Raw genomic sequence first — 19,996 nt, 5'->3', positions numbered from 1 at the left:
CCCGGCCGTTCTCGGCCCCCCTCGGCGAAGTCACCGTCGGCAGTACGGCACCGGTGACTGGTTCTCGACGTAACGGGCCGCGACATAGCCCGGTCGTGCGTCCCCGAGCAGGTACCACAGGTTGTTGCCGTCCACGTTCTCGCCCCTGACCTTGCAGAAGAGGGGGATGACCGTACCGGGCCGCAGGCCGCCCAGATAGCCGGATTGCGAGGTCGGCTCCTCTCGGATGCTCAGGGTGATCCGCGAGACGACTTTGCCCCTGGGCTCGCCCACCGGCGTCGGCGCCGATCGTGCGGGCAGGGGATCGCCCGGCACGAAGGAGGAGGCGGCGGCGGGGGAGTTGGTGACGTCGGCGGCGCCGGCGGGAGTGGCGGCCAGCGGCCCGGAGCCGGCGATCGCGAGTGCGGCGAGACCCGAGGCGACCCGGCGCCAGGTGCGCGGTCTGTTCACGGTATTCCCTTTCCCCTCTGGGATGTTGCCTCCTCCTTATGGCACGTGGGACGGGACGATCGCCAGGCCGGAGGGGAATCCTCACCCGAACGGGTCGACGTACCCGTGGTGTTCGATGGCGCGGCCGGCAACGACCGTCGGCCGCGCCTGTGGTGAAACGCCGGGCACGCCCTGGTGGATCGCCCGACCGGTCAGCTGTTGACCAGTGCGATGTACCGGTCCCAGTCCCAGAGCCGGCCCGGGTCGGTATGCGTGGCGCCGGGGACCTCGCTGTGCGCGATGATGTGTTCGCGTGTCCGTGGGATGCCGTAGGTGCCGCAGATGGCGGCGGTCAGCGCCGCGGACGACGCGTACATCGCGTCCGTGAAGTACTCGGGCCTGTCCACCCAGCCCTCGTGCTCGATGCCGATGCTGCGGGTGTTGTAGTTCCAGTTCCCCGCGTGCCAGGCGACGTCCTTCTCCCGTACGAACTGCCCGATATAGCCGTCCGCCGAGGCGACCATGTAGTGCGCGGAGACCTTCTTGGCCGGGTTCTGGAAGATCTTCATCGCGTCGGGGAAGGTCTCCTGCGTCACATGGATGACGACGAAGTCGACCTGATATGTCGTCGGACGGTTGGACACCGTGTAGTTGGAGGTACTGGCCGGGATCCAGTGGGTGGGCGGATAGCCGGCGGACGCACGGCGTCGGCTGTCGGGGGCGCCGCGTTCACCGGGAGGACGGCGGTCGTCGGCGGCTCGGGCCGTGGAGGCGGAGATCGTGGCGAGTCCCAGCGCGGCGGCGCCGAGACCGGCACCGGAGCGGAGTAAGGCGCGGCGGGACGGTGTGGGGGTGTGGGCTTCCATGAGGTCTCCCGAAATCCATTGCCTGGAAGGGGTGACGCGCGTAGTGCGATTCCATGCTGAGCCTTTCGCATGGCCATGCCAATAACCGCCGGGCAAAGAAAGAAACCGGGTCTCGGTCTGGACCTCTGGCATACGCGACGCGCTCCAGGGCCGGTTCGGTGGTCCGGCCCCGGTCCTCATCCTGTCGGCCGTCCGGATCCGCGCAAGGGCGCCCCACGTCGGGAGTTACGCGGGTGTAATACTCTCCCCATGGTGTCGCGAGTTACGCGTGTGGGTGAAGGGGCGGCCGGTACGACGGTCTCGATCAGGCGGGCGACCGCGCGGGACGCCCGGCGGCTCACCCGGCTCGTCCGGGTCTCCCGCGCCTACGAGGGCCCGTACGCCCCGATGGTCGCGGGGTACCGGGTCGGCCCCGACTACATCGAGACCCACCGGGTCTTCCTGGCGGTGGCGACCGGCGGGGGAGAGGCACGCGGCGCCGCGGAAGCCGTACGTACCGACGAGCGGCTGCTCGGCTTCTACGCACTGGTTCTCGATCCGCCCGAGCTGGATCTGATGTTCGTCGCGGACGCCGCACAAGGGCTCGGTATCGGGCGACGGCTCGTCGAGCACATGACGGACGAGGCGCGTGGCGCCGGACTCGACGCCGTCCGTGTCGTCTCCCATCCGCCCGCCGAGGGTTTCTACCGCAGCGTGGGCGCCCGCCGGACCGGCACGGTGGCGGCGAACCCGCCGGCCGTGATGTGGGACCGGCCCGAGCTGCTGATCCCCGTTCCGGCAGGCGCGGACCGTACGGGGAGAGGCGGAGTCCCGCGCTCGTAGCGTCGCCCGACCGACCGGGGACCGCGCGTTCGGCGCGGCCCCCGACCGACCGGACTTACTCGTCGACCTAGTTGTCGAGCAGCTTGTTCATCCGGGTGATCTCGGCGCTCTGGGACGTGATGATGGCGTCGGCCATGTCCTTGGCGCGTTTGTCGGCCCCCGCCGACTTCTCGGTCCTGGCCATCTCGACCGCGCCCTCGTGGTGCTTGACCATCAGGTTCAGGAACGCGGTGTCGAACGCCGGGCCCGTGGCCTTCTCCAGCGTGGACATGTCGCTTTCGGCCATCATCCCGGGCATCGAGTGGCCCGAGTGATCCATGCTGCCCTGCGTGGGCACCTGCGCGTCCCAGGACGTGAGCCAGCCGGACAGGGTCTTGATCTCCGGGTCCTGGGCCTTCTTGATCTCGGCGGCGAGCTTCTTCACCTCCGCCGAGGAGGCCCGGGTGGCGGCGAGGTCGGCCATCTCCACCGCTTGCCGGTGATGCGGGATCATGCCCTGCGCGAAGGACACGTCCGCGGCGTTGTACAGCGAGCCCGCCGCCGAACCCGAGGCCGGGGCCGAGGCGGACGCGGATGCCGAAGCGGTGGCGGAGGTACTTCCGCTGTCCGTGCCGCAGGCGGCGAGGGTGAGCGCGGCGGCGGACACGGCCGCGGTGATGGCGGCCGTACGGGCCGCGTGACGGTACGAGGTCATGGTGGAACCACTCCTGTGCGTGGTGGGGGAGACAAGGGCTTGCCGAACGCGGCCATCTGCCCGGCGAGCCGATCGACGCGATCGGCTCGGCAGCGGGGACGGCCGCCGGAGCGGCGCCTATATGCGCAGGAGTTGGAGTTCGCTCAATGAAGGAGGCGCCCGGTCGCCGGTCGCCGTCCCGGGAGCCTGTCGTAGCGCGGCGGGCACGTCGAGCGGCCCGGCGGACAGCGCGGAGGCGAGCGGGGTCGGCAGCGCGGGACCGGCACCGGCACCGGCGGCGGCGCAGGTGGCATCCGCGTGATCCAGATGACCGCCGCCTCCGCCGCCCTGATGCACGCAGTCCCCGTCCACCGTGCCGGCGGCCATGACATGAGCCGAGGGCGCGGGCACGGAGGACGACCCCGGGCCCAGGGCGGACGTGGAAGCCGACGAGGACGGAGCGGAAGCGGTGTGCGCTTGCGGCGGGGGTACGGGCGACAGCCCGTGCATCGCCAGCAGACCCGTCAGCACCGCGGTCACCAGCGACAGCAGGAGAACCCGGGGCCCAGTGGGCCGGGTCCTGCCTCGTGATGACCATCGCCTCATGTGTTCATCGTAAACACTCGTGGGCGCCCAGCATGACGCGGCCCGGCCGTCGGGGAGCGACCTCCTCCCCTCGGGGGCCATTCGCCACCGGCCGACTCGGACTCATCGCGCCCGAGCGTTCCTCTTCTCCCTGGACAGCAGCCACAGGAGATAGAGGCCGCCGAGAGCCCCGGTGACCAGCCCCACCGGGATCTGAAAGGGGGACAGGAGACGCTGGGCCAGCAGATCGGCGGTGGCGAGGATCAGCGCGCCCGTGAGCATGGCCGAACCGATCGGGGCGCCCGGGGCCCGGGTGATCCTGCGGGCCAGCTGAGGTGCCGCCAGCGCCAGGAAGCCGATCGGGCCCGCGACGGCGATGGCCGCGCCCGCCAGGGCGACACCGAGCAGCAGGCCGAGCGCGCGGACGCGCGCGATGTTCACCCCGAGCGCGCCGGCCGTGTCGTCCCCCATCTCCATGAGCCTCAACGGACGGCCCACGGCCAGGGCCGCGACGGCGAGTACGGGCAGCGCGAGTGCCAGCGGGGTGACCTGCGGCCAGGACACGGCGTTGAGGCTGCCGAACGTCCAGGCCTTGGCGCTCTCCGCGGACTCCAGATCGGCGCGGGTGAGGAGGAAGTCGTTGACCGACGCCAGCATCGCGCCCACGGCGATTCCGGCGAGCACCAGCCGATTGCCGGAGACACCGCGTGACGCGGTGAACGCGTACACGACCACCGCGGTCACCAGCCCGCCGAGCACCGAGCCCGCGCCGACACCGAGGCCGGCCGTACCACCGCCGGCCAGGATGACGACGAGCGCGCCGCTGGTGGAGCCGGTGGTGAACCCGATGACGTCCGGGCTGCCGAGCGGATTGCGCGACAGGCTCTGGAACAGCGCCCCGGACAGCCCGAGGGCCGCTCCGACGAGCAGCGCGGCACAGACGCGCGGCAGCCGCTGACCGATGATGATGAACCGGTCCGTCCCCGATCCGCCACCGGTGAGGACGTCCAGGATCCGGCCCGAGTCGATCAGGTACGTGCCGGTGAACACGCTGAGCGTCCACACCGCGGCGCATCCCAGCAGCAGGACGGTCATCACGACGGCGGTACGGCCCGAGTAGCGCAGGGTGAGTTCGCCGGGAAGCCGCAGTACGCGTGCCGGGGCGGCGCTCCGGCGCGGGGTGCTCACGCCGCGACCTCCTTGCGCCTGACGACGAGCCAGAGCAGCGCGGGCGCCCCGATGAACGCCGTGACGATACCGACCTCGATCTCGCCCGGCGGCGCGACCACCCGTCCGGCGATATCACTGACGAGCAGCAAAATGGCGCCGCCGGGCAGCGCGAAGGCCAGCAGCGGGCGCAGGTCGGGGCCGAGGACCAGCCGCAGCACATGTGGAACGACCAGGCCGACGAACGCGATCGGCCCCGCGGCGGCGGTCGACGCCCCGCAGAGCAGCATGATCGAGAGGAAGCCGGCCGCGCGCACCCAGGGCACTCTGAGCCCGAGAGCCGCCCCGGTCTCGTCACCCAGCGCGAGCGCGTTCAGGGACGGTCCGAGCGCCACCGCGATCAGCGCCCCGACCAGGACGAAGGGGACCGCGGCGGTGAGCGCTTCCGTGCCCCGGTTCTCCAGCGCCCCCACCACCCAGAAGCGGTAGGAGTCGAAGGCCGTGGTGTGGAACATGGTGATGATGCCCGTACCGGCCCCGAGGCTCGCGGACAGCGCCGCTCCCGCCAGGACGAGCCGGGTGTGGTGGTGTCCGCGGGTGGCGCCCGAGGTGAGCGCATGGACGATCAGCGCGGCCAGGACCGCTCCGGCGAAGGCGAACCAGATGTATCCGGAGACGCCGGTGACCTGGAACGCGGCGATCGCGACCACGACCGCGAAGGAGGCGCCCGCGTTGACACCGACGATGCCCGGCTCGGCGAGCGGGTTGCGGGTGATGGCCTGCATGACGACGCCGGCCAGCGCCAGCGCGGCACCGACGACCACCGCGAGGACGGTACGGGGCATCCTCAACTGCCGGACGATGATGGCCTCCGGGCTTCCGTCGTCATGGAGCAGCACCCGCGCCACGGTCCCCAGCGGGATGCCCCGCGCGCCGACGCCCAGGCTGATCAGTACGAGCAGGACGACAAGGGCGAGACAGACCACCAGGGCGGCGAGGTGCTTTCCGCGGCGGCGCCCGCCGGTCCGGGCGCGCCCGCCCGGCGGTTCGACGGATCGCGGCCCTGTGGAGCGCCGGTCGTCGGCCGGGGACACCGGCGCCGTTTCTCCGGAACCCGCGTCTCCAGAACGCGCGTCTCCAGAACCCGCTTGTCCGGAACGCGCGTCTCCGGAACCTGGGCTTCCGGATATGTGATCCATCGCATGACCGCCGTACCTACTCATCTGCACTTAGGGAAGCCTAAGCTAATGCCTCGTGTACCGCTTCCGTGATCTCCCTCTCACCCGTCTCATCAGCGGCGTCGCCATAGCCGGCACCCTGCTGCTCAGCGGCTGTTCCACCAACTCGACGGACTCGTCGGGCGACGGCGGGACGTCCGCCCCGTCGGCCACCCCGGCCATATCCACCCACACGGCTCCCCGCTCCGTGCCCAAGGGCATGGGAAGTGGCGAACCCGACGGGCAATTCCCGCGTACCGTCAGCCACTTCGAAGGCAAGACCACTCTCGATGCCGCGCCGAAGAAGGTCGTGGTGATCTCCACAGGGCAGGCCGACGCGCTGCTCACGCTCGGCACGGTGCCGGCGGGCTCGACCCGCGGGGACGGAGCGGATCTCATACCCCGGTATCTGAAGGACGACTTCCCGAAGGACGCCGCTCAGCTGGCGAAGGTCGTGGACGTGGGCTCGCGGGTCGACCCGAACCTGGAGACCATCGCGAACATCAAGCCGGATCTGATCCTGATGAACATCGCGGGCAAGAACGCCAAGACCCTCTATACGGCGCTGACCGAGCTGGCACCCACCATCGCCACCCAGGGCACCGGGCTGTACTGGAAGCAGGACTTCCTGCTCGTCGCCGACGGACTCGGCAAGACCGAACAGGCGCGGACGTATCTCGACGACTTCCACGCCGACGCGGAAGAACTCGGCAAGCGCCTCGACAAGCCGGTGACCGTGTCCTTCCTGCGGCTGAACGGCGACCGGCTGCGGGTCTTCGGTGTGCCCTCGTTCACCGGAGGCATCGCCGAGGACGCCGGGCTCGGCCGTCCCAAGAGCCAGCAGTTCGACAAGACCTCCCAGAACATCAGCAATGAGCAGCTGGACCGGGCCGACGCGGACTGGCTGTTCTACGGGGTCCAGGGCGCCGATTCCAAGGCGTCGGCGCTGACGAAGGCGCCGCTCTGGCCGACGCTGTCGGCCGTCGCCGGCAAGACGGCGATCCCGGTCGATGACGATGTCTTCTATCTCAACACCGGGCCCACGGCGGCCCGTGATGTTCTCACTGTCCTGGAAAAGCACCTGGCCCCGGCCGCCTGAGAACCCCCGGCCGGCCCGCATCGTCCCATCCGAACCGTCCCATCCGCATCGTCCCATTCGGACCGTCCAGTGCGGATCCCCTCGGAAAGCCCTGCCCATCGGCGCTCGCCGACGGGCGGGGCTTCGTCCATGTGGCGGCTCGTCAGCTCAGGAAGATCTCGGTCACGGACCAGATGGCGAGGCCCAGCATGCACAGACCGCCGATGCGCTGGACGGTCTTGAGGGGGACGCGGGTGGCGATGAACCGGCCGGCGAGCAGCGCCAGCGCGGATACGGACATGAGCGCCGCGGCCGAACCGATGGCGGTGGACCATGTGCCGTTGCTGGCGGCGAGGTTGGCGGTGGTGATCTGGGTGAGATCGCCCCACTCGCTGATGAAGACGGCCATGAACGCGGTGGAATAGACGGGCCAGAAGCCGGTGACCGTCTTCTTCTCGCCGTCCTCGTCCTCGCCGTCGCCTCCGCCGCGCAGCAGCATGAAGGCGCCGAACGCGAAGAGCAGGGCGGAGACGAGCTTGACGATCCAGTCGGGCAGGAGCCCGATGAGACCACCCGCCGCGACAGCGATGGCGACGTGCACGATGAACGCCGTCGACGTGCCGAACCATACGTACAGCGGGCGCATGCGCGTCCCCATGGCCAGGGACGCGAACATGGTCTTGTCGGGGAGCTCCGCAAGGAAGATCAGCCCGAAGGCGGTGACGATCGCCAGGGGGTCGAGATGCATTCCGGGTGGCTTTCTCTGAGGGCCGGGCCCGGATCTTCGCGAAGCCCCGTACGGAGCCAGGAGGAGACTCGGCCCGGCACGACGGCGGCGACCGCAAGGCGCGGACACCGTCAATGCCTGACCGAAGGTCTCGCCCGCCCACTGGATCAGTGGGCCCGGCCACCGGGAACCCGGGGGTTCCAGTGTGTCGACGACCGGTTCGCGGGGCTACTCCCCTTCGCAGCACTCCACGATACCTCACCCGATCAGCAGAGCCCAGACCGGAACATGCCAGGTCCGCGGGGGTGTCGCCGGGCGCCGGGCGACCGCCTGACGGGCGCCTCCCCCGGGGCCGTGTACTCCGGACGGCTCTGTCCGGTGGCCCGCTTTCCGACCCTGTCGTGTAGTGGGTGCTGTGGCCGCGATCGGGCGGGCGCTGAGCTGCCCGTGGGGCGGCCCCTGAGCTGAGGAGACCTGAATGAGGATCAACACCAGGACAGCCGCCGCGGTGGCCGCGGCGGCACTCTGCGCCGGGGCGCTCGCCGGCTGCTCCGACAGCGGGAGCGGATCGGCGTCCAAGGAGAACCCCGCGGACTTCGTCGCGGCCTCCCCCACCACCTCTCCGACCTCGACCATGACGGCCTCCCCGTCGGTGAACCCGTCCGAGGAAGTGGGCAAGGTATCCGTCAAGACCGGGCCCTTCGGGAAGATCCTGGTCAACGGCAAGGGCCATACGCTCTACCTCTTCGAGGCGGACAAGGACAAGAAGTCCACGTGCAGCGGCGACTGCGTCGTCGACTGGCCGCCCGCGCTCGTCAAGGGCACACCGCAGGCGGGCAGCGGGGTCAAGGCGAACCTGCTGACCACCACGACCCGCAGTGACGGAACCAAGCAGGCCATGTACAACGGCCACCCGCTCTACACGTTCAGGGAAGACACCAAGCCCGGCGACACCAAGGGCCAGGACCTGACCGAGTTCGGCGCCAAGTGGTTCGTCGTCAGCCCCGAGGGCAAGGCCATCACCACGCCGCCGCAGAGCGCGAGCCCCACCTCGACCACCAGCCCGACCGCGAGCGAAAGCCCCACCACCAGCCCCACCGCGAGCTGACGCTCCCCGCACCCTCCTGGTCCACCGGTGGCTCATCCACCTGGTCCACCGGTCCGAACTCTCGGAGAGGCCATGCCACTCACGAGGCAAGACGACGTGTGTGCGTATGGCCTGCCCCCGCCGGCCACGCGGACGTGGTGGGCGGGGGCGTGCGGCCGGATGCCGTCGGGTTCAGCGGCCGGAGCCGCGCCTGCCGCCCATGCCCGTGCCGGTCTGATCGGTGTCGTACTCGATCTGCTCCTTGCGGACCTCGGCGGAGACCTCCTTCTGTTCGGTCACCTTCTCCGTCTCCATGCGCACGCGCTCGACCGGCACGGACTCCTTGCGGATGACCGGCTCCTCGGCGTGCAGGGTCACTTCGGTCTGGGCCTCACCGATGAGGGAGCCGCGGACGCCGGTACGGTCCTCGGGCGCGATCGCCTCGTGGATGACCCGGACCTCCTCATGGCTGAGCGGTACGGAGGTGGTCACGTTCTCGGTCACCACGACCTTGCGCAGCCGGGCGTGGCCCACCTCGTGTTCCTCGGTGCTGACATGCAGCTGCTCCTCGGACCGGATCAGCTCCTCCCCGTGCCGTTCCTTGCCCTCGTCGGGCATCGAGCCGCGCACCCCGGCCATCGGCCGTCCCGCGCCACCGGTGGTGGCCGCGCCGGCCAGCCCGCCGGTCGCCGTCCCGGCTCCCGTCCGCCCCGTGCCGGAGGCCGCGCCCGGCGCCGTGCCGGTGGTCGTGCGCGTACCGGCGGTCGTGCCCGTGCCCGCGGCGGTGTCCGAGGCCATGCCCAGACCCGCGCCCGTGGCGGTCAGACCGTAGTGCTTGTAGAGCTGCTTCTCCTGACTGGGGTCCAGATGCTCGTCGGCGTCCAGTCGCGGAGCGTCCTTGACGGTCTCCTTCGCGTACGGGACGTGGATGTCCTCACCCGCGCGGCGGGCGCCGGACAGCGGGACGAGACTTTCCTTTATGCCGAACAGGCCGGTCTTCACGGTGACCCACTCCGGGCGGCCCGAGCGGTCGCCCACATAGACCTGGCCGACGTTGCCGATCTTGTCGCCGTCCTTGTCGTATATGGCCAAACCGTTGAGCCTGCTGGGGCTGTCGAACACGCCATCGGCTGACATCAGCGATCACTCCTCGCGTGGGGGAAGCGCGTCTGCGGGATCAGGCCCCTCACGGTCAGGCGCGCACGACTCCATCGCGCATCCGTCCGGGACCCGTGGCAACCGGGGCAGGGTGCCGGCCCCGCCGCGACATGGCCCCCGGTGCCTGATGGGCCAGCGCTCACGGTGGTCGTCGCCCTGATGGGGGCATCCGGAGCCATCCGCCATTCGGGTGAATTCAACAAGGGGCCGACCGGCCCCGGCCGTCCCGCCGGGTCATCGGTGATGCTGGAAAGTACGCGGCGGTTCCCGACCGCCGGAGCGGACCGCCCAAGGGGAACCGGACGTACGGAGAGCGCGAGCATGACGGTCGAACGCATCGGTCTCGTGGTCCACCGGGGTCGCCCGGAGGCCGTCGAGGCGGCGATCGCGGTCCACCGCTGGGGCCACGCGCACGGGATCCCCTGCACGGAAATCGATGTGTGGAAGGACCATCAACCGCGCCACGGTGGCCAGGAGGAGGCCACGGCGGCCGGCCATCCCGACCTCGTCCTGACCCTCGGCGGCGACGGCACCTTCCTGCGCGGAGCCCGGATCGCCGCCAAGAACGACGCCGCGGTGCTCGGGGTCGATCTGGGCCGGGTCGGCTTCCTGACCGAAGTCCCGGCGGAGAAGGTCACGAAGGCGCTGGACGCCGTTCACGAAGGGCGCGCGGAGATCGAGGAGCGGATGACGCTCACCATGCGAACGTCCCGCGTTCCGCAGATGCCGTCCGCCATGGAAGCGCTGCTGCGCTCGGGCCGGGTACCGACGCTGCCGCCGCCCCACGTCCGGCCGGACACCGCGGTGGGCGACGGCTGGGGGGTCGCGCTGGACATCATCGCGGTCAACGACGTCGTCCTGGAGAAGCTCGTCCGGGACCGGCAGATCAGCCTGGGGGTCTATATCGCCGGCCGGCTGCTCGCCGCGTACTCCGCGGACGCGGTCATCGTGGCCTCACCGACCGGTTCGACGGCCTACAGCTTCGCGGCCGGGGGGCCGGTGCTCTCCCCGCACATGGACGCCGTGGTCTTCACGCCCGTGGCCGCGCACATGACCTTCGACCGCACCGTCGTGGCCGCGCCCGACGAACCGGTGGCCATGCGGGTGCTGCCGCACTCGGGGGAGGTGGCGCTCAGCATCGACGGACAGTTGCGCGGGGTGCTCGGGCCCGGCGACTGGGCCGGTGTGTACGGCGCCAAGTACCGGCTGCGGCTGGTGCGGTTGGGCCCCACCGACTTCTACACCCGGCTGCGCGCCAGGTTCCGGCTCACCGACGCGCCCGCGACGGCCGCCGATGGCGAGTCGGCCCCGCTGTTCCGCCCCAACACCCCGGTTCCGGACGACCTGGCCCATCTGAGGCTGCCACCACCGCCCGCGCCCTCGGACTGACGGGTTGTTCCCTGCGCACGGTCGTCCTTGAGCGGCAGGGCGAGACGATCGTTGCCGACAAGTTAATGGTTCTGGACAGAAAAAACTTTCGGTGCGATGCTGGACCCATGTTGGACGTGACCGTGATCGAGGACGCGGCGGCGGCAGCCGTCTCGCTGGACCCCATGAGAGCCCGGCTGCTCGCCGAGCTGGCCGTCGGACCCGCGTCGGCGACGATGCTCGCCGGACGGGTGGGGCTGCCCCGGCAGAAGGTGAACTACCACCTCAAGGCCCTGGAGCGGCACGGCCTGGTGGAGCTCGCGGGTGAGCGGAGAAAGGGCAATGTCACCGAGCGGTTGATGCGGGCCACCGCGGCCTCGTATGTCATCTCGCCGCTCGCGCTGGCCGCTGTCCAGCCCGACCCGGCCCGCTTCCGCGACCAGCTCTCCGCGCGCTGGCTGCTCGCGGTCGCCGCGCGACTCGTACGCGACGTGGGCGCGCTGATCACCGGCGCGACGAAGGCCCGTAAGCGTCTCGCCACCTACGCGCTCGACGGCGAGGTGCGCTTCGCCTCCGCGGCCGACCGGGCCGCCTTCGTCGACGAGCTGACCCGCGGCGTCAGCGCGCTGATCGCCAAGTACCACGACGAACACGCCGACAACGGCCGCGATCACCGGATCGTCGTCGCCCTCCATCCCACCGTCAAGCCCGACACCCTCAAGCCCGACACCGCCGGGCCGGAGCCCGGCACGGCCGTGGCCGCCGAGCCGGCGGGCGAGGGACCGGCCGTCGGGAGCCGGGGGAACACCTCCGGCGCACGGCCCGCCGTGCGCGCGTCCCGCCCCGCATCACCCACAAACGCACAGGAGTAAGTCGTCATGTCCAAGGAATTCGAGATCGTCCGCGAGTTCGAGGTGGACGCGAGTCCCGAGCAGGTCTGGGAAGCGCTCACGACCGGTACGGCGGGCTGGCTGTGGCCCATGGAGTACGAGCCCCGTGAGGGCGGGGCCGCGCCGCACGGCGGCACCGTCACGGCCTGGGACCCGCCGCGCCGGCTCACCGGCCGGGTCGAGAACGTGGAAGGGATCCCGCAGCAGACGCTGAACCAGCTCGACCATGTCATCGAGCCGCGCGAGGGCGGCGGTTCGTGGGTGCGTTATGTCCACAGCGGCATCTTCGTCGACGACTGGGACAATCAGTACGACGGTGCCTCCAAGCACACCGACTTCTATCTGCACACACTGCGCCAGTATCTGCTGCACTTCACCGGACGCGCGGCGGTCTTCGCCGGCGCGGACGGACCCGCCGCCTCCCGGGCCGCGGACGCGCTTGAGGTCGCGAGCCGGGGACTCGGGCTGCCGGACGAGACGCCGGAGGGGACGGCCGTACGGATCGAACTGCCCGGCGCGGGGCCCGTCGACGCCGTCGTCGACTACCGCGATCCGTACTTCATCGGTGTGCGCACCGACACGGCGATGTACCGGCTGTTCGGCAGGAACCACTTCGGTGCGCCGGTGGGCGTCAGCGTGCACGACTTCGCTCCAGGCGCCGACTCCAAGGCGATCGAGGGCGCGTGGCGCGACTGGTTCCACGGCCTGTACGCGTAGGGCCTTCCCGCCGTGTCCGTCCGGGCGTCCGCACGGATGCCGGTCACTCACCCGTACGCCCCGCTCAACCCGTTCCGGGCCGGGAGAAGACGGCATGATCAAGACGTTGCTCCAGGCATCCGGGCCCCCGGGCGTGTCCCCGGGGGCCCGACCCGAACGGGAACGGGAGACACATGGCGACGCGCGCGGCACTGTTCGACATCGACGGAACGCTCGTCGACACCAACCACCTCCATGTGACGGCCTGGTGGGAGGCGTTCCGCCAGGCCGGCCACACGGTCCCGATGTCGTCGATCCACCGCGCGCTCGGCCTCGATTCCGGCGAACTGATCGCGTATCTGCTCGGTGACGAGCGCGACCGCGGCCAGGACGCGCGGATCGGCGCCGCGCACACCGCGCTGTACGGGACCTTCCTGGACCGGCTGCCCGCCTTCGAGGGCGCGGGTGATCTGCTGCGGTCGCTCGCCGACCGCGGCTGGCGGATCGTACTCGCCACCTCGGCGGGTCCTGCCGAGATCGCCGCGCTGCGCGGGGCGGTCAACGCGGATGACGTCATCCAGGGGACGGTGGGCGCGGACGAGGCGGCGACGGGCGAGCCCGGCGCGGACCCGGTCGGCCGGGCGCTGGCGCTGGCCGGGGTGCCGGCGGAACTGGCGGTGTTCGTCGGCGACTCGGTGTGGGACATGGAGGCGGCGACCCGAGCCGGTGTCCGCCCCGTCGCCCTGCTGTCGGGCGGCATCTCGCGCGCTGCCCTGGAGTCCACCGGCGCGGTGGAGGTGTACGAGGATCCGACCGATCTGCTGGCCCGCCTCGACACCAGTGTGTTCGCCGAGTTGGACGGCCGCTGAGCCCCGCTCAGCCGTCTCCGCTCAGCCGTGCTCGCTCAGCCGTCTCCGCCGCCGCGGTTGCCAGGCCCGGCCGGCATCGGTCAGCCCGGGGCCGGTGCCAGCCGGGTTCGTGTCCACTCCCGCAGTCCCTCGGCCCGCCAGGTGTTGATGACCCGGTCGGCGGGCACGTCGCACTCCTCCGCCCGCGCGCAGCCGAGGAGTTGCCAGTCGAGCTGCCCCGGCGCGTGAGCGTCCGTGTCGATGGCGAAGAAGACCCCGGCCGCCACCGCCCGGCGCAGCAGCCGGCGGGGCGGATCGAGCCGCTCGGGTCTGCTGTTGATCTCCACCGCGGTGCCGGACTCGGCACACGCCTCGAACACCGCGTCGGCGTCGAACGCCGACTCCGGCCGGCTGCCGCCCGATCCGCCGCGATCCCGTCGGCTCCGTCCGATGAGCAGCCGCCCCGTGCAGTGACCCAGCACATCGGTCAGCGGATTGCGTACGGCGGCGATCATGCGTCGTGTCATCGGGGCGGCGTCCATGCGCAGCTTCGAATGGACCGACGCCACCACCAGATCGAGCCGGTCGAGCAGTTCGGGCTCCTGGTCGAGCGAGCCGTCCGGAAGGATGTCGCACTCGATGCCGGTGAGCAGCCGAAACGGCGCCCACCGCGCATTCAGCTCCGCGATCACATCGAGCTGCCGACGCAGCCGCTCCGCCGTCAGACCCCTGGCCACGGTGAGGGTGGGGGAGTGGTCCGTGAGCACGGCCCACTCATGGCCGAGCGCGGCGGCCGTCCGTCCCATGTCCTCGATGGGGCTGCCCCCGTCCGACCAGTCCGAGTGCAGATGGCAGTCGCCGCGCAGCGCCGCGCGCAGCGCGTGCCCGCGCTCCGTGAGCGGCCCGGCGGCGTCCCGCTCCAGCCGCGCCAGATACTCGGGAACGGATCCCCTCACCACGGCTTCCACGACCTGCGACGTCTTGGGACCGATGCCGCGCACCCGGCCCAGGGTGCCCGCCTCGGCACGCCGCACGACCTCCTCGGCGGGCATGTCCGCCACTACCGCGGCGGCGGTACGGAACGCCCGTACCCGGTATGTCTCGGCCCGCGAGCGCTCCAGCAGAAAGGCGATCCTGTCGAGAGCCTCCACCGGATCCATGGCGCCCCCAGCGCGTCGACGGCCTGTCGGCGGGTGTCCGGTCCATTGTCCGCGCCGGGGTCGGACCGCGCATGACGAGGCCCCGCGAACGGGGGATGTCGCGGGGCCTCACACGGCACGAGGAGAACGTCGGGGTGGCGCCCCGGTGGGGTCGCGCGCCCGCTCCGTACCTCCTCGACCTCACACCACCTCCGCCGCGGGGAGTCCGGCCGACGCGCCCCTGGGGGGCGAGCAGTCGGCCGGTCCATGCCTCATGGCCGGGTCACCACTGTCCGGGCCGCCGAGTGTTGGCGGTGGAAGTCCGGACCGCGTCCGGCGTGGCGACGGGGCGGTGTGTCGAGCGGTGGATCAGTTTCCGGCGGTACGACGCTTGCGCGCGGCCCACATGATGCCCGCTCCGGCGACCAGTACGACACCGGCCGCACCGGCGATCAGCGGGGTGGAGCTGGAAGAACCCGTCTCGGCGAGGTCGTCGCCGGCCGGGCTCGGCTGCGAGGAGGGAACCGTCGCCGACGCCGACTCGCTGGCCTCGTCCGAAGGCGTGTCCGTCACCGAAGGCGTGGGCTTGGGCGCCTCGGTGGTGGGCGTCTCCTCCGAAGGCGTCGGAGTCGGCGTCGGGGCCTGCGAGGTCGGCGGCTTGGTGGGCTCGTCGCAGACCGGAGCGGTCTTCGTCTCGTCCCGTGAGAACTGGTCGCCGTCGGCGGCCACCACGATGAGACGAACGCTCAGCTCGGTCTTGTGCTCGGGAAGATCGAGCTTCCGGTGGAAGTCGTTCTTGAAATTCTCCGTGGGCAGCAGGTCCTTGCCGTCCACGGTGACCGTCACCGTGTTCTTGTCACTGTTGCCGTAGGCGGTCAGGTCGAGGCTGACCTCGGAGCAGGTCACCGACCACGTCGGCGTGTGCGCGACCGCGGGAACGGCCGACAGGCCGACACCCAGCGCGCTTGCCGTCGCGACGGTTATGAGGGCGCTTCTGCGCCGCCATGATCCGCTGAATAGAGTCACAAAATCCTCCGCTATAACCGCGCCGCCGACGATGACGGCGCGCGCGCACAGTACCGCCATCCGCACCTGCCTCATCAACCGCCCCACCCAACTCGCCCTCTCCGCACACCCCATGGACCTGCTGAGACGCCGGAACACGGTCCGCGCGGCGCGCATGGGCGGCGGGGGCGAAGCTCCGTGATCATTTCCGGCCGAGCGGCCGGATCCCGTCGTCCTCGCTGATGGCGCCCATGATTGCGGGGCGGGGAGGGGGTGGATGAAGGCGTCCGCGCCCGAATACACCTCGTCCCAAAGCGTTGCGGGCAAAAACTCCGTCAATAATTCGCCGCGAGTTTCCCGTTGCGCCGCGGACGAGCGATTCACGCCACGGCGGTGGCCGGGAGAAGCCCGGTCGCCGCACACTTTCCCGGTCCGGTATTCCGGCCGGCTTTTATCTCCGCCGTCGCGGCAGGGCTTCCCGTACCCATTGCCACGCGGCGGCCGGCCGGGGGTATCGCTCACGCGTTTCACGAGAGGCGCGGTCCAACTCCTCCATCAGCCGCTTGGAGCGATTCTCCATGTCCAGCTCGTCCAGGATCCGGTCGATCTCCGCGAGCAGCGCGCCATGGAGCTGCCACTGACGTGGGTGCCGCTGGACGCCCTCCAGCAGCAGCCCCGCCACCTGTTCGCGGCTCACGCGCGCGGCCGCCAGATCCTCGGCGAGCCGTGCCTCCGCGGTCTCGGCGCTCCGACTGGCCTCCGTGGTGACCAGTACGGCGAAGCTGACCACCGCGTCGGCGATCCGGGCCAGCAGCTCCTTCAGCGCGATCCCCACCTCCTGCGGGAACAGCGGCTCCTCCGTACGCTCCTTGGCGAGGTCGGTCAGTGTCCTGGCCAGTACACGCAGCACCACCGTGCAGATCTCCAGGGTGTCGAGACCGGTACGCAGCACCACGCGGTTCAGCAGCCCCTCCTTGACCCGGGGGTTGAGCCGCACGCTGTCCTCGGCCTGCCGGAGATCCGCGTCCACCTCGCTGATGTCGTGGTCCAGCCGGCGCGCGTCGTGCAGCCGGTCGGCGGCGCGCTCGACCGGTGTGGTCTCCGTCAGTCCCTCCCCGATACGCAGCAGCAACTGGCGCATACGGCGGGACAGATCCTCGATGGACTGGCCCGCGGTACGGACCCACACCGGTGGCACGAACAGGAAGTTGAAGAGCAGCCCCACCACCGCGCCGATCAGCGTCTCCAGGACCCGGTCCCAGGCGGTGGACGCCACCCGGGTCACACCGAGGACGAGCATCGCGCTGATCGCGACCTCCGGCACGAACTCGTCCACCCTGACCAGCCGCCCGACGATCAGCGAGGCCACGATGATCAGCCCCAGACTCCACCAGGTCAGCCCCACCAGCACACTGAAGCCGCTGGCGACCAACACCCCCGCGACGACGGAGTTCACCCTGCGGATGCCGGTGGTCAGGGTCGAGTAGAGCGTGACCTGTACGACGAGCAGCGCCGTCAGGGGAGCGGTCAGCGGCGCGGGCTCGCTGCTCAGCCGGAGGGCGACCACATAGGCGATCGTCGCGGCGGCGGCCGACCGCACCGTCTGTACCAGGACCGGCTGCGTGCGCCGCGCCCTCACCAGCTCGGCCACCGCTCTCACCGCCTGTCGGAACGATGAAGGTTCACACGCGCAATGCTCGTCGGGTACGAAAGGAAGCGCACGGCCATGGCCGAGCGGGGGGCCATCGCGTCCACCGCGCGCCGCGGACAGCCACGGACAGCCGGGGAGGCGGGGAGGCGGGGAGGCGGCCCGTCCCGGGCGGCCCGCTCGGTCGGGCCGGGGGACACGGGATCATCACCCGGCCCACCGGTCTCCCACCCCCGACTCGGGAGACGGGGACCAGACGATCCCGTAGTACCTCAGCTGTTCGTCCTCCGCGACGAGCCGCATTCCCACCGCCGTCATGACGCGCTGGGACGCGGTGTTCTCGTGGTCGGTGTCGCCCTGGACACGGGTGATACCGCTCGCCCGCGCGAACCGCAGCAGCTCGCGCAGGGCCTCGGAGGCGTATCCCCTGCCGTGGGCCGAAGGGATCAGGCCGTAGCCGATCGTGACCGTGAGGTTCTCGTCCGGGGCGCCGTGGAAGCCGAGACCGCCTATGGCGTACCCGTCCTCGCGACGGCGGATCTCGTAGGGGCCGAAGGGCTGGGGATCACCGGTGATCGCACAGGTCGTCAGATAGCGCCTGGCCCCCGCCATGTCACCGTCGGCGGGATATCCGGGCGCCCAGCGGTCCCCGTCCGCCGGCTCGGCCGCCGCTACCCGCTCGGCCTCCAGAACACTCAATGGATGCAGCACGAGCCGCTCAGTCACAAGATCGTCCATGACACGGAGACGTATCACGTGCCGCGGCGGCTCCACACGCGTTTCATCCGATGTGCATTCGCCGTCCGCCGGTACGTCCGGCACTGACGCCCGGTGCCGGACGTCAAGATCGCGTCAAGGTGCGTCCGGCGGACGGCAGGGCCGCGTCAAGACGGTCGACGGCCCGAGTCGCCGGAGGCCGCGGGGGGAGAATTGAAGGTGTGGGCCGGTGTGCGGCCTGGATTCGGTGGTCGGACGGTCCGGTCCGGCACACGATGTACTGCGAGGTGGACCATGACATTCCCGCTTCGCGACCGCATCGCGCTTGGCGCGGCGCTGATCGCGCCACTGGCGGTCGCCCTGTTGCTGCTGCCGTTCCGTTCGGGCATCGCGAGCGCCGACCTGGCGCTGATCCTTGTCGTGGTCGTCGTGGCGGTCGCCGCCATGGGCAACCGTGTCGCCGGCGCGGTGGCCGCGCTGTCGGCGGCCCTATGGTTCGACTTCTTCCTGGCCCGGCCGTTCGAGCGGTTCAGTGTCACCAGCGCCACCGACATCGCCACCGTTGTGTTGCTGCTGGTGGTGGGGCTCGCCGTGTCACAACTGGCCGCCCACGCCAGGCGGCTGCATGTCATGACGGTGGTGGACGCCGGGTTGCTCAGCCGGATCCATGACACCGCCCGGCTCGCGCAGTCCACCGGCTCTCCGGATGCCGTGGTCGACCAGGTGAGCCGTCATCTCGTGGAGATCTTGCGGCTGCGGGGCTGCCGGTTCGAATACGGCAGTCTTCTCGGCCATCCGGCCCGTCTGGAGCAGGACGGCACCGTGACGGTGGACCGCGAGCCGTGGGACATCGAGCAGCTCGGCTGGCCGCACGGCGATATCGAGCTACGGGCGTCGGGCAGCGGACATTATGTGGGGCGGTTCATGCTCCGGCCCAATCCCGGACTCGTACCGTCCAAGCAGGTACGGCTGGTGGCCGTGACGCTCGCGGATGACACGGGGGCCGCGCTCGACACCGCGGGCCCGGTCCTGGACGCCGGCTGAGGCCAACGGCCCAACGGCCCCACGGTCGCCCGACGGCGCCCCGGCCCAACGGTCGCCCAATGACGCGGCGATTCGACGGCGCCACGACTCGACGTTTGACGGCTTGATGGCTCAACGCAGAGGGAAGGGCACCCCGCGCTCCGCGTCGGGCCGGGGGCCGAAGATCCGGCGCTCGCTCTCCTGGATCGGTACGTCGTTGATGCTGGCCTCGCGGCGCGACATCAGGCCGTCCGCGTCGAACTCCCACAGCTCATTGCCGTACGAGCGCCACCACCGGCCGTCCGCGTCATGGCTCTCGTACTGGAAGCGCACCGCGATGCGGTCGTCCTCGAAGGCCCACAGCTCCTTGCGCAGCGCGTACTCAAGCTCGCGCTCCCACTTGCTTGTCAGCAGCTCGACGATGGCGTTCCTGCCGGTGACGAACGTGTCCCGGTTACGCCATCGCGAGTCCTCGGTGTAGGCGAGCGAGACCTTGCGCGGATCGCGGGTGTTCCACGCGTCCTCGGCGGCCTGGACCTTCTGCTTCGCCGTGTCGAGGGTGAACGGCGGCAGGGGTGGGCGGGTGCTCATCACGGGCTCCTTGTGGTGCGGACGGTGTGGACCGGGTGGCCTGGGTGGCCTGGGTGGACCGATGCGGCTCGGTGTGGCTCGCCGCGGCCAGTGCGGGCCACCATGGAGAACTGTCGTTCTCCTCGCTCGTTGATACGCTAGAGAACGATGGTTCTCAGGCCAAGGAGCTAGATGAGTAAGTCCGAAGTTTTCGGGTGCATGAAGCGAGGGTCTCGTTAGTCCGTTTGTGACGACAGACCTCGAAACCCTCGCGATTGCACTG

At 70.7% G+C, this 19,996-nt stretch carries 21 protein-coding genes; 8 read left to right on the top strand and 13 right to left on the bottom strand.

The features are described 5' to 3' along the window. Nucleotides 1-30: 30 nt before the first annotated feature. Entirely contained in the window at nt 31-450 is a 420-nt protein-coding gene (locus tag ABTZ59_RS12825; RefSeq protein ID WP_351395141.1) for a hypothetical protein, read from the bottom strand. Nucleotides 451-641: 191 nt separating this feature from the next. Next, nucleotides 642-1,295, bottom strand: a complete 654-nt coding sequence (locus tag ABTZ59_RS12820) for an N-acetylmuramoyl-L-alanine amidase (RefSeq protein WP_351395138.1) — start codon at nt 1,293-1,295, stop codon at nt 642-644. A 249-nt stretch (nt 1,296-1,544) separates the two neighbouring features. On the opposite strand from ABTZ59_RS12820, the gene ABTZ59_RS12815 reads away from it, so the two are divergent. Then, nucleotides 1,545-2,117 (top strand): GNAT family N-acetyltransferase, encoded by a 573-nt coding sequence (locus tag ABTZ59_RS12815; RefSeq protein ID WP_351395136.1) that lies wholly within the window; start codon nt 1,545-1,547, stop codon nt 2,115-2,117. A 67-nt stretch (nt 2,118-2,184) separates the two neighbouring features. Here ABTZ59_RS12815 and ABTZ59_RS12810 read toward each other — a convergent pair whose 3' ends face one another. From ABTZ59_RS12810 to ABTZ59_RS12795, 4 genes are all read right to left on the bottom strand, one after another. Beyond that, nucleotides 2,185-2,811 (bottom strand): DUF305 domain-containing protein, encoded by a 627-nt coding sequence (locus tag ABTZ59_RS12810; RefSeq protein WP_351395134.1) that lies wholly within the window; start codon nt 2,809-2,811, stop codon nt 2,185-2,187. Nucleotides 2,812-2,928: 117 nt separating this feature from the next. Beyond that, a complete protein-coding gene (locus tag ABTZ59_RS12805; RefSeq protein WP_351395132.1) occupies nt 2,929-3,396 on the bottom strand; it encodes a DUF6153 family protein in 468 nt (155 codons plus the stop codon). Nucleotides 3,397-3,498: 102 nt separating this feature from the next. After that, nucleotides 3,499-4,563 (bottom strand): FecCD family ABC transporter permease, encoded by a 1,065-nt coding sequence (locus tag ABTZ59_RS12800; protein WP_351395129.1) that lies wholly within the window; start codon nt 4,561-4,563, stop codon nt 3,499-3,501. After that, nucleotides 4,560-5,636: a FecCD family ABC transporter permease gene (locus ABTZ59_RS12795; protein ID WP_351395126.1), complete on the bottom strand. Its 1,077-nt coding sequence runs from the start codon at nt 5,634-5,636 to the stop codon at nt 4,560-4,562. The genes ABTZ59_RS12800 and ABTZ59_RS12795 overlap by 4 nt, the downstream gene beginning before the upstream one ends. A gap of 160 nt (nt 5,637-5,796) precedes the next feature. Here ABTZ59_RS12795 and ABTZ59_RS12790 point away from each other — a divergent pair, with 160 nt between their 5' ends. Next, on the top strand, nt 5,797-6,858 hold the full coding sequence (locus tag ABTZ59_RS12790; protein WP_351395123.1) for an ABC transporter substrate-binding protein: 1,062 nt from the start codon (nt 5,797-5,799) through the stop codon (nt 6,856-6,858). A gap of 142 nt (nt 6,859-7,000) precedes the next feature. Here ABTZ59_RS12790 and ABTZ59_RS12785 read toward each other — a convergent pair whose 3' ends face one another. Further along, complete coding sequence (locus ABTZ59_RS12785) at nt 7,001-7,585, bottom strand: TMEM165/GDT1 family protein (protein WP_351395120.1); 585 nt, start codon at nt 7,583-7,585, stop codon at nt 7,001-7,003. Between the two features lie 457 nt (nt 7,586-8,042). On the opposite strand from ABTZ59_RS12785, the gene ABTZ59_RS12780 reads away from it, so the two are divergent. Continuing rightward, nucleotides 8,043-8,672, top strand: a complete 630-nt coding sequence (locus ABTZ59_RS12780; protein WP_351395117.1) for a COG4315 family predicted lipoprotein — start codon at nt 8,043-8,045, stop codon at nt 8,670-8,672. Between the two features lie 171 nt (nt 8,673-8,843). Here the strand turns inward: ABTZ59_RS12780 and ABTZ59_RS12775 are convergent, their stop codons facing one another. Next, nucleotides 8,844-9,791 (bottom strand): DUF2382 domain-containing protein, encoded by a 948-nt coding sequence (locus tag ABTZ59_RS12775; RefSeq protein ID WP_503002738.1) that lies wholly within the window; start codon nt 9,789-9,791, stop codon nt 8,844-8,846. A 339-nt stretch (nt 9,792-10,130) separates the two neighbouring features. Here ABTZ59_RS12775 and ABTZ59_RS12770 point away from each other — a divergent pair, with 339 nt between their 5' ends. The 4 genes from ABTZ59_RS12770 to ABTZ59_RS12755 all read left to right on the top strand — a co-directional run bounded on the left by ABTZ59_RS12770 (nt 10,131) and on the right by ABTZ59_RS12755 (nt 13,632). Continuing rightward, nucleotides 10,131-11,198 carry an NAD(+)/NADH kinase gene (locus ABTZ59_RS12770; RefSeq protein WP_351395113.1) on the top strand — a complete coding sequence of 356 codons (1,068 nt, stop codon included), beginning with the start codon at nt 10,131-10,133 and terminating at the stop codon, nt 11,196-11,198. Between the two features lie 107 nt (nt 11,199-11,305). Then, nucleotides 11,306-12,049, top strand: a complete 744-nt coding sequence (locus tag ABTZ59_RS12765; protein ID WP_351395109.1) for an ArsR/SmtB family transcription factor — start codon at nt 11,306-11,308, stop codon at nt 12,047-12,049. A 6-nt stretch (nt 12,050-12,055) separates the two neighbouring features. Then, on the top strand, nt 12,056-12,784 hold the full coding sequence (locus ABTZ59_RS12760) for an SRPBCC family protein (protein ID WP_351395106.1): 729 nt from the start codon (nt 12,056-12,058) through the stop codon (nt 12,782-12,784). A gap of 173 nt (nt 12,785-12,957) precedes the next feature. After that, complete coding sequence (locus ABTZ59_RS12755) at nt 12,958-13,632, top strand: HAD family hydrolase (RefSeq protein WP_351395103.1); 675 nt, start codon at nt 12,958-12,960, stop codon at nt 13,630-13,632. A gap of 80 nt (nt 13,633-13,712) precedes the next feature. Here the strand turns inward: ABTZ59_RS12755 and ABTZ59_RS12750 are convergent, their stop codons facing one another. The 4 genes from ABTZ59_RS12750 to ABTZ59_RS12735 form a co-directional block, all read right to left on the bottom strand. Further along, the gene (locus tag ABTZ59_RS12750; RefSeq protein WP_351395100.1) at nt 13,713-14,771 is read right to left on the bottom strand and encodes a PHP domain-containing protein; all 1,059 of its coding nucleotides are present in this window, start codon (nt 14,769-14,771) and stop codon (nt 13,713-13,715) included. 348 nt (nt 14,772-15,119) lie between these two features. Beyond that, complete coding sequence (locus tag ABTZ59_RS12745) at nt 15,120-15,776, bottom strand: LAETG motif-containing sortase-dependent surface protein (RefSeq protein WP_503002736.1); 657 nt, start codon at nt 15,774-15,776, stop codon at nt 15,120-15,122. Between the two features lie 430 nt (nt 15,777-16,206). Then, a complete protein-coding gene (locus ABTZ59_RS12740; protein WP_351395095.1) occupies nt 16,207-17,406 on the bottom strand; it encodes an FUSC family protein in 1,200 nt (399 codons plus the stop codon). A gap of 204 nt (nt 17,407-17,610) precedes the next feature. Then, nucleotides 17,611-18,141 (bottom strand): GNAT family N-acetyltransferase, encoded by a 531-nt coding sequence (locus tag ABTZ59_RS12735; RefSeq protein WP_351395092.1) that lies wholly within the window; start codon nt 18,139-18,141, stop codon nt 17,611-17,613. A 273-nt stretch (nt 18,142-18,414) separates the two neighbouring features. Here ABTZ59_RS12735 and ABTZ59_RS12730 point away from each other — a divergent pair, with 273 nt between their 5' ends. Continuing rightward, entirely contained in the window at nt 18,415-19,164 is a 750-nt protein-coding gene (locus ABTZ59_RS12730; RefSeq protein ID WP_351395089.1) for a DUF4118 domain-containing protein, read from the top strand. Between the two features lie 111 nt (nt 19,165-19,275). Here the strand turns inward: ABTZ59_RS12730 and ABTZ59_RS12725 are convergent, their stop codons facing one another. Further along, a complete protein-coding gene (locus tag ABTZ59_RS12725; RefSeq protein WP_351395086.1) occupies nt 19,276-19,734 on the bottom strand; it encodes a nuclear transport factor 2 family protein in 459 nt (152 codons plus the stop codon). Nucleotides 19,735-19,996: the final 262 nt, after the last annotated feature.

Source organism: Streptomyces sp. NPDC094034 (assembly GCF_040303865.1).
Lineage (GTDB): Bacteria > Actinomycetota > Actinomycetes > Streptomycetales > Streptomycetaceae > Streptomyces.
The sequence above is the reverse complement of the archived record's forward strand: the minus strand, read 5'-3'. Positions and strand labels throughout refer to the sequence as shown.

Bases quoted from the DNA above. Each gene is read 5' to 3' on its own strand.
- ABTZ59_RS12820 (WP_351395138.1), bottom strand. From the start codon at position 1,295: ATGGAAGCCCACACCCCCACACCGTCCCGCCGCGCCTTACTCCGCTCC.
- ABTZ59_RS12815 (WP_351395136.1), top strand. From the start codon at position 1,545: ATGGTGTCGCGAGTTACGCGTGTGGGTGAAGGGGCGGCCGGTACGACG.
- ABTZ59_RS12810 (WP_351395134.1), bottom strand. From the start codon at position 2,811: ATGACCTCGTACCGTCACGCGGCCCGTACGGCCGCCATCACCGCGGCC.
- ABTZ59_RS12805 (WP_351395132.1), bottom strand. From the start codon at position 3,396: ATGAGGCGATGGTCATCACGAGGCAGGACCCGGCCCACTGGGCCCCGG.
- ABTZ59_RS12785 (WP_351395120.1), bottom strand. From the start codon at position 7,585: ATGCATCTCGACCCCCTGGCGATCGTCACCGCCTTCGGGCTGATCTTC.
- ABTZ59_RS12780 (WP_351395117.1), top strand. From the start codon at position 8,043: ATGAGGATCAACACCAGGACAGCCGCCGCGGTGGCCGCGGCGGCACTC.
- ABTZ59_RS12770 (WP_351395113.1), top strand. From the start codon at position 10,131: ATGACGGTCGAACGCATCGGTCTCGTGGTCCACCGGGGTCGCCCGGAG.
- ABTZ59_RS12765 (WP_351395109.1), top strand. From the start codon at position 11,306: ATGTTGGACGTGACCGTGATCGAGGACGCGGCGGCGGCAGCCGTCTCG.
- ABTZ59_RS12760 (WP_351395106.1), top strand. From the start codon at position 12,056: ATGTCCAAGGAATTCGAGATCGTCCGCGAGTTCGAGGTGGACGCGAGT.
- ABTZ59_RS12755 (WP_351395103.1), top strand. From the start codon at position 12,958: ATGGCGACGCGCGCGGCACTGTTCGACATCGACGGAACGCTCGTCGAC.
- ABTZ59_RS12750 (WP_351395100.1), bottom strand. From the start codon at position 14,771: ATGGATCCGGTGGAGGCTCTCGACAGGATCGCCTTTCTGCTGGAGCGC.
- ABTZ59_RS12735 (WP_351395092.1), bottom strand. From the start codon at position 18,141: ATGGACGATCTTGTGACTGAGCGGCTCGTGCTGCATCCATTGAGTGTT.
- ABTZ59_RS12730 (WP_351395089.1), top strand. From the start codon at position 18,415: ATGACATTCCCGCTTCGCGACCGCATCGCGCTTGGCGCGGCGCTGATC.
- ABTZ59_RS12725 (WP_351395086.1), bottom strand. From the start codon at position 19,734: ATGAGCACCCGCCCACCCCTGCCGCCGTTCACCCTCGACACGGCGAAG.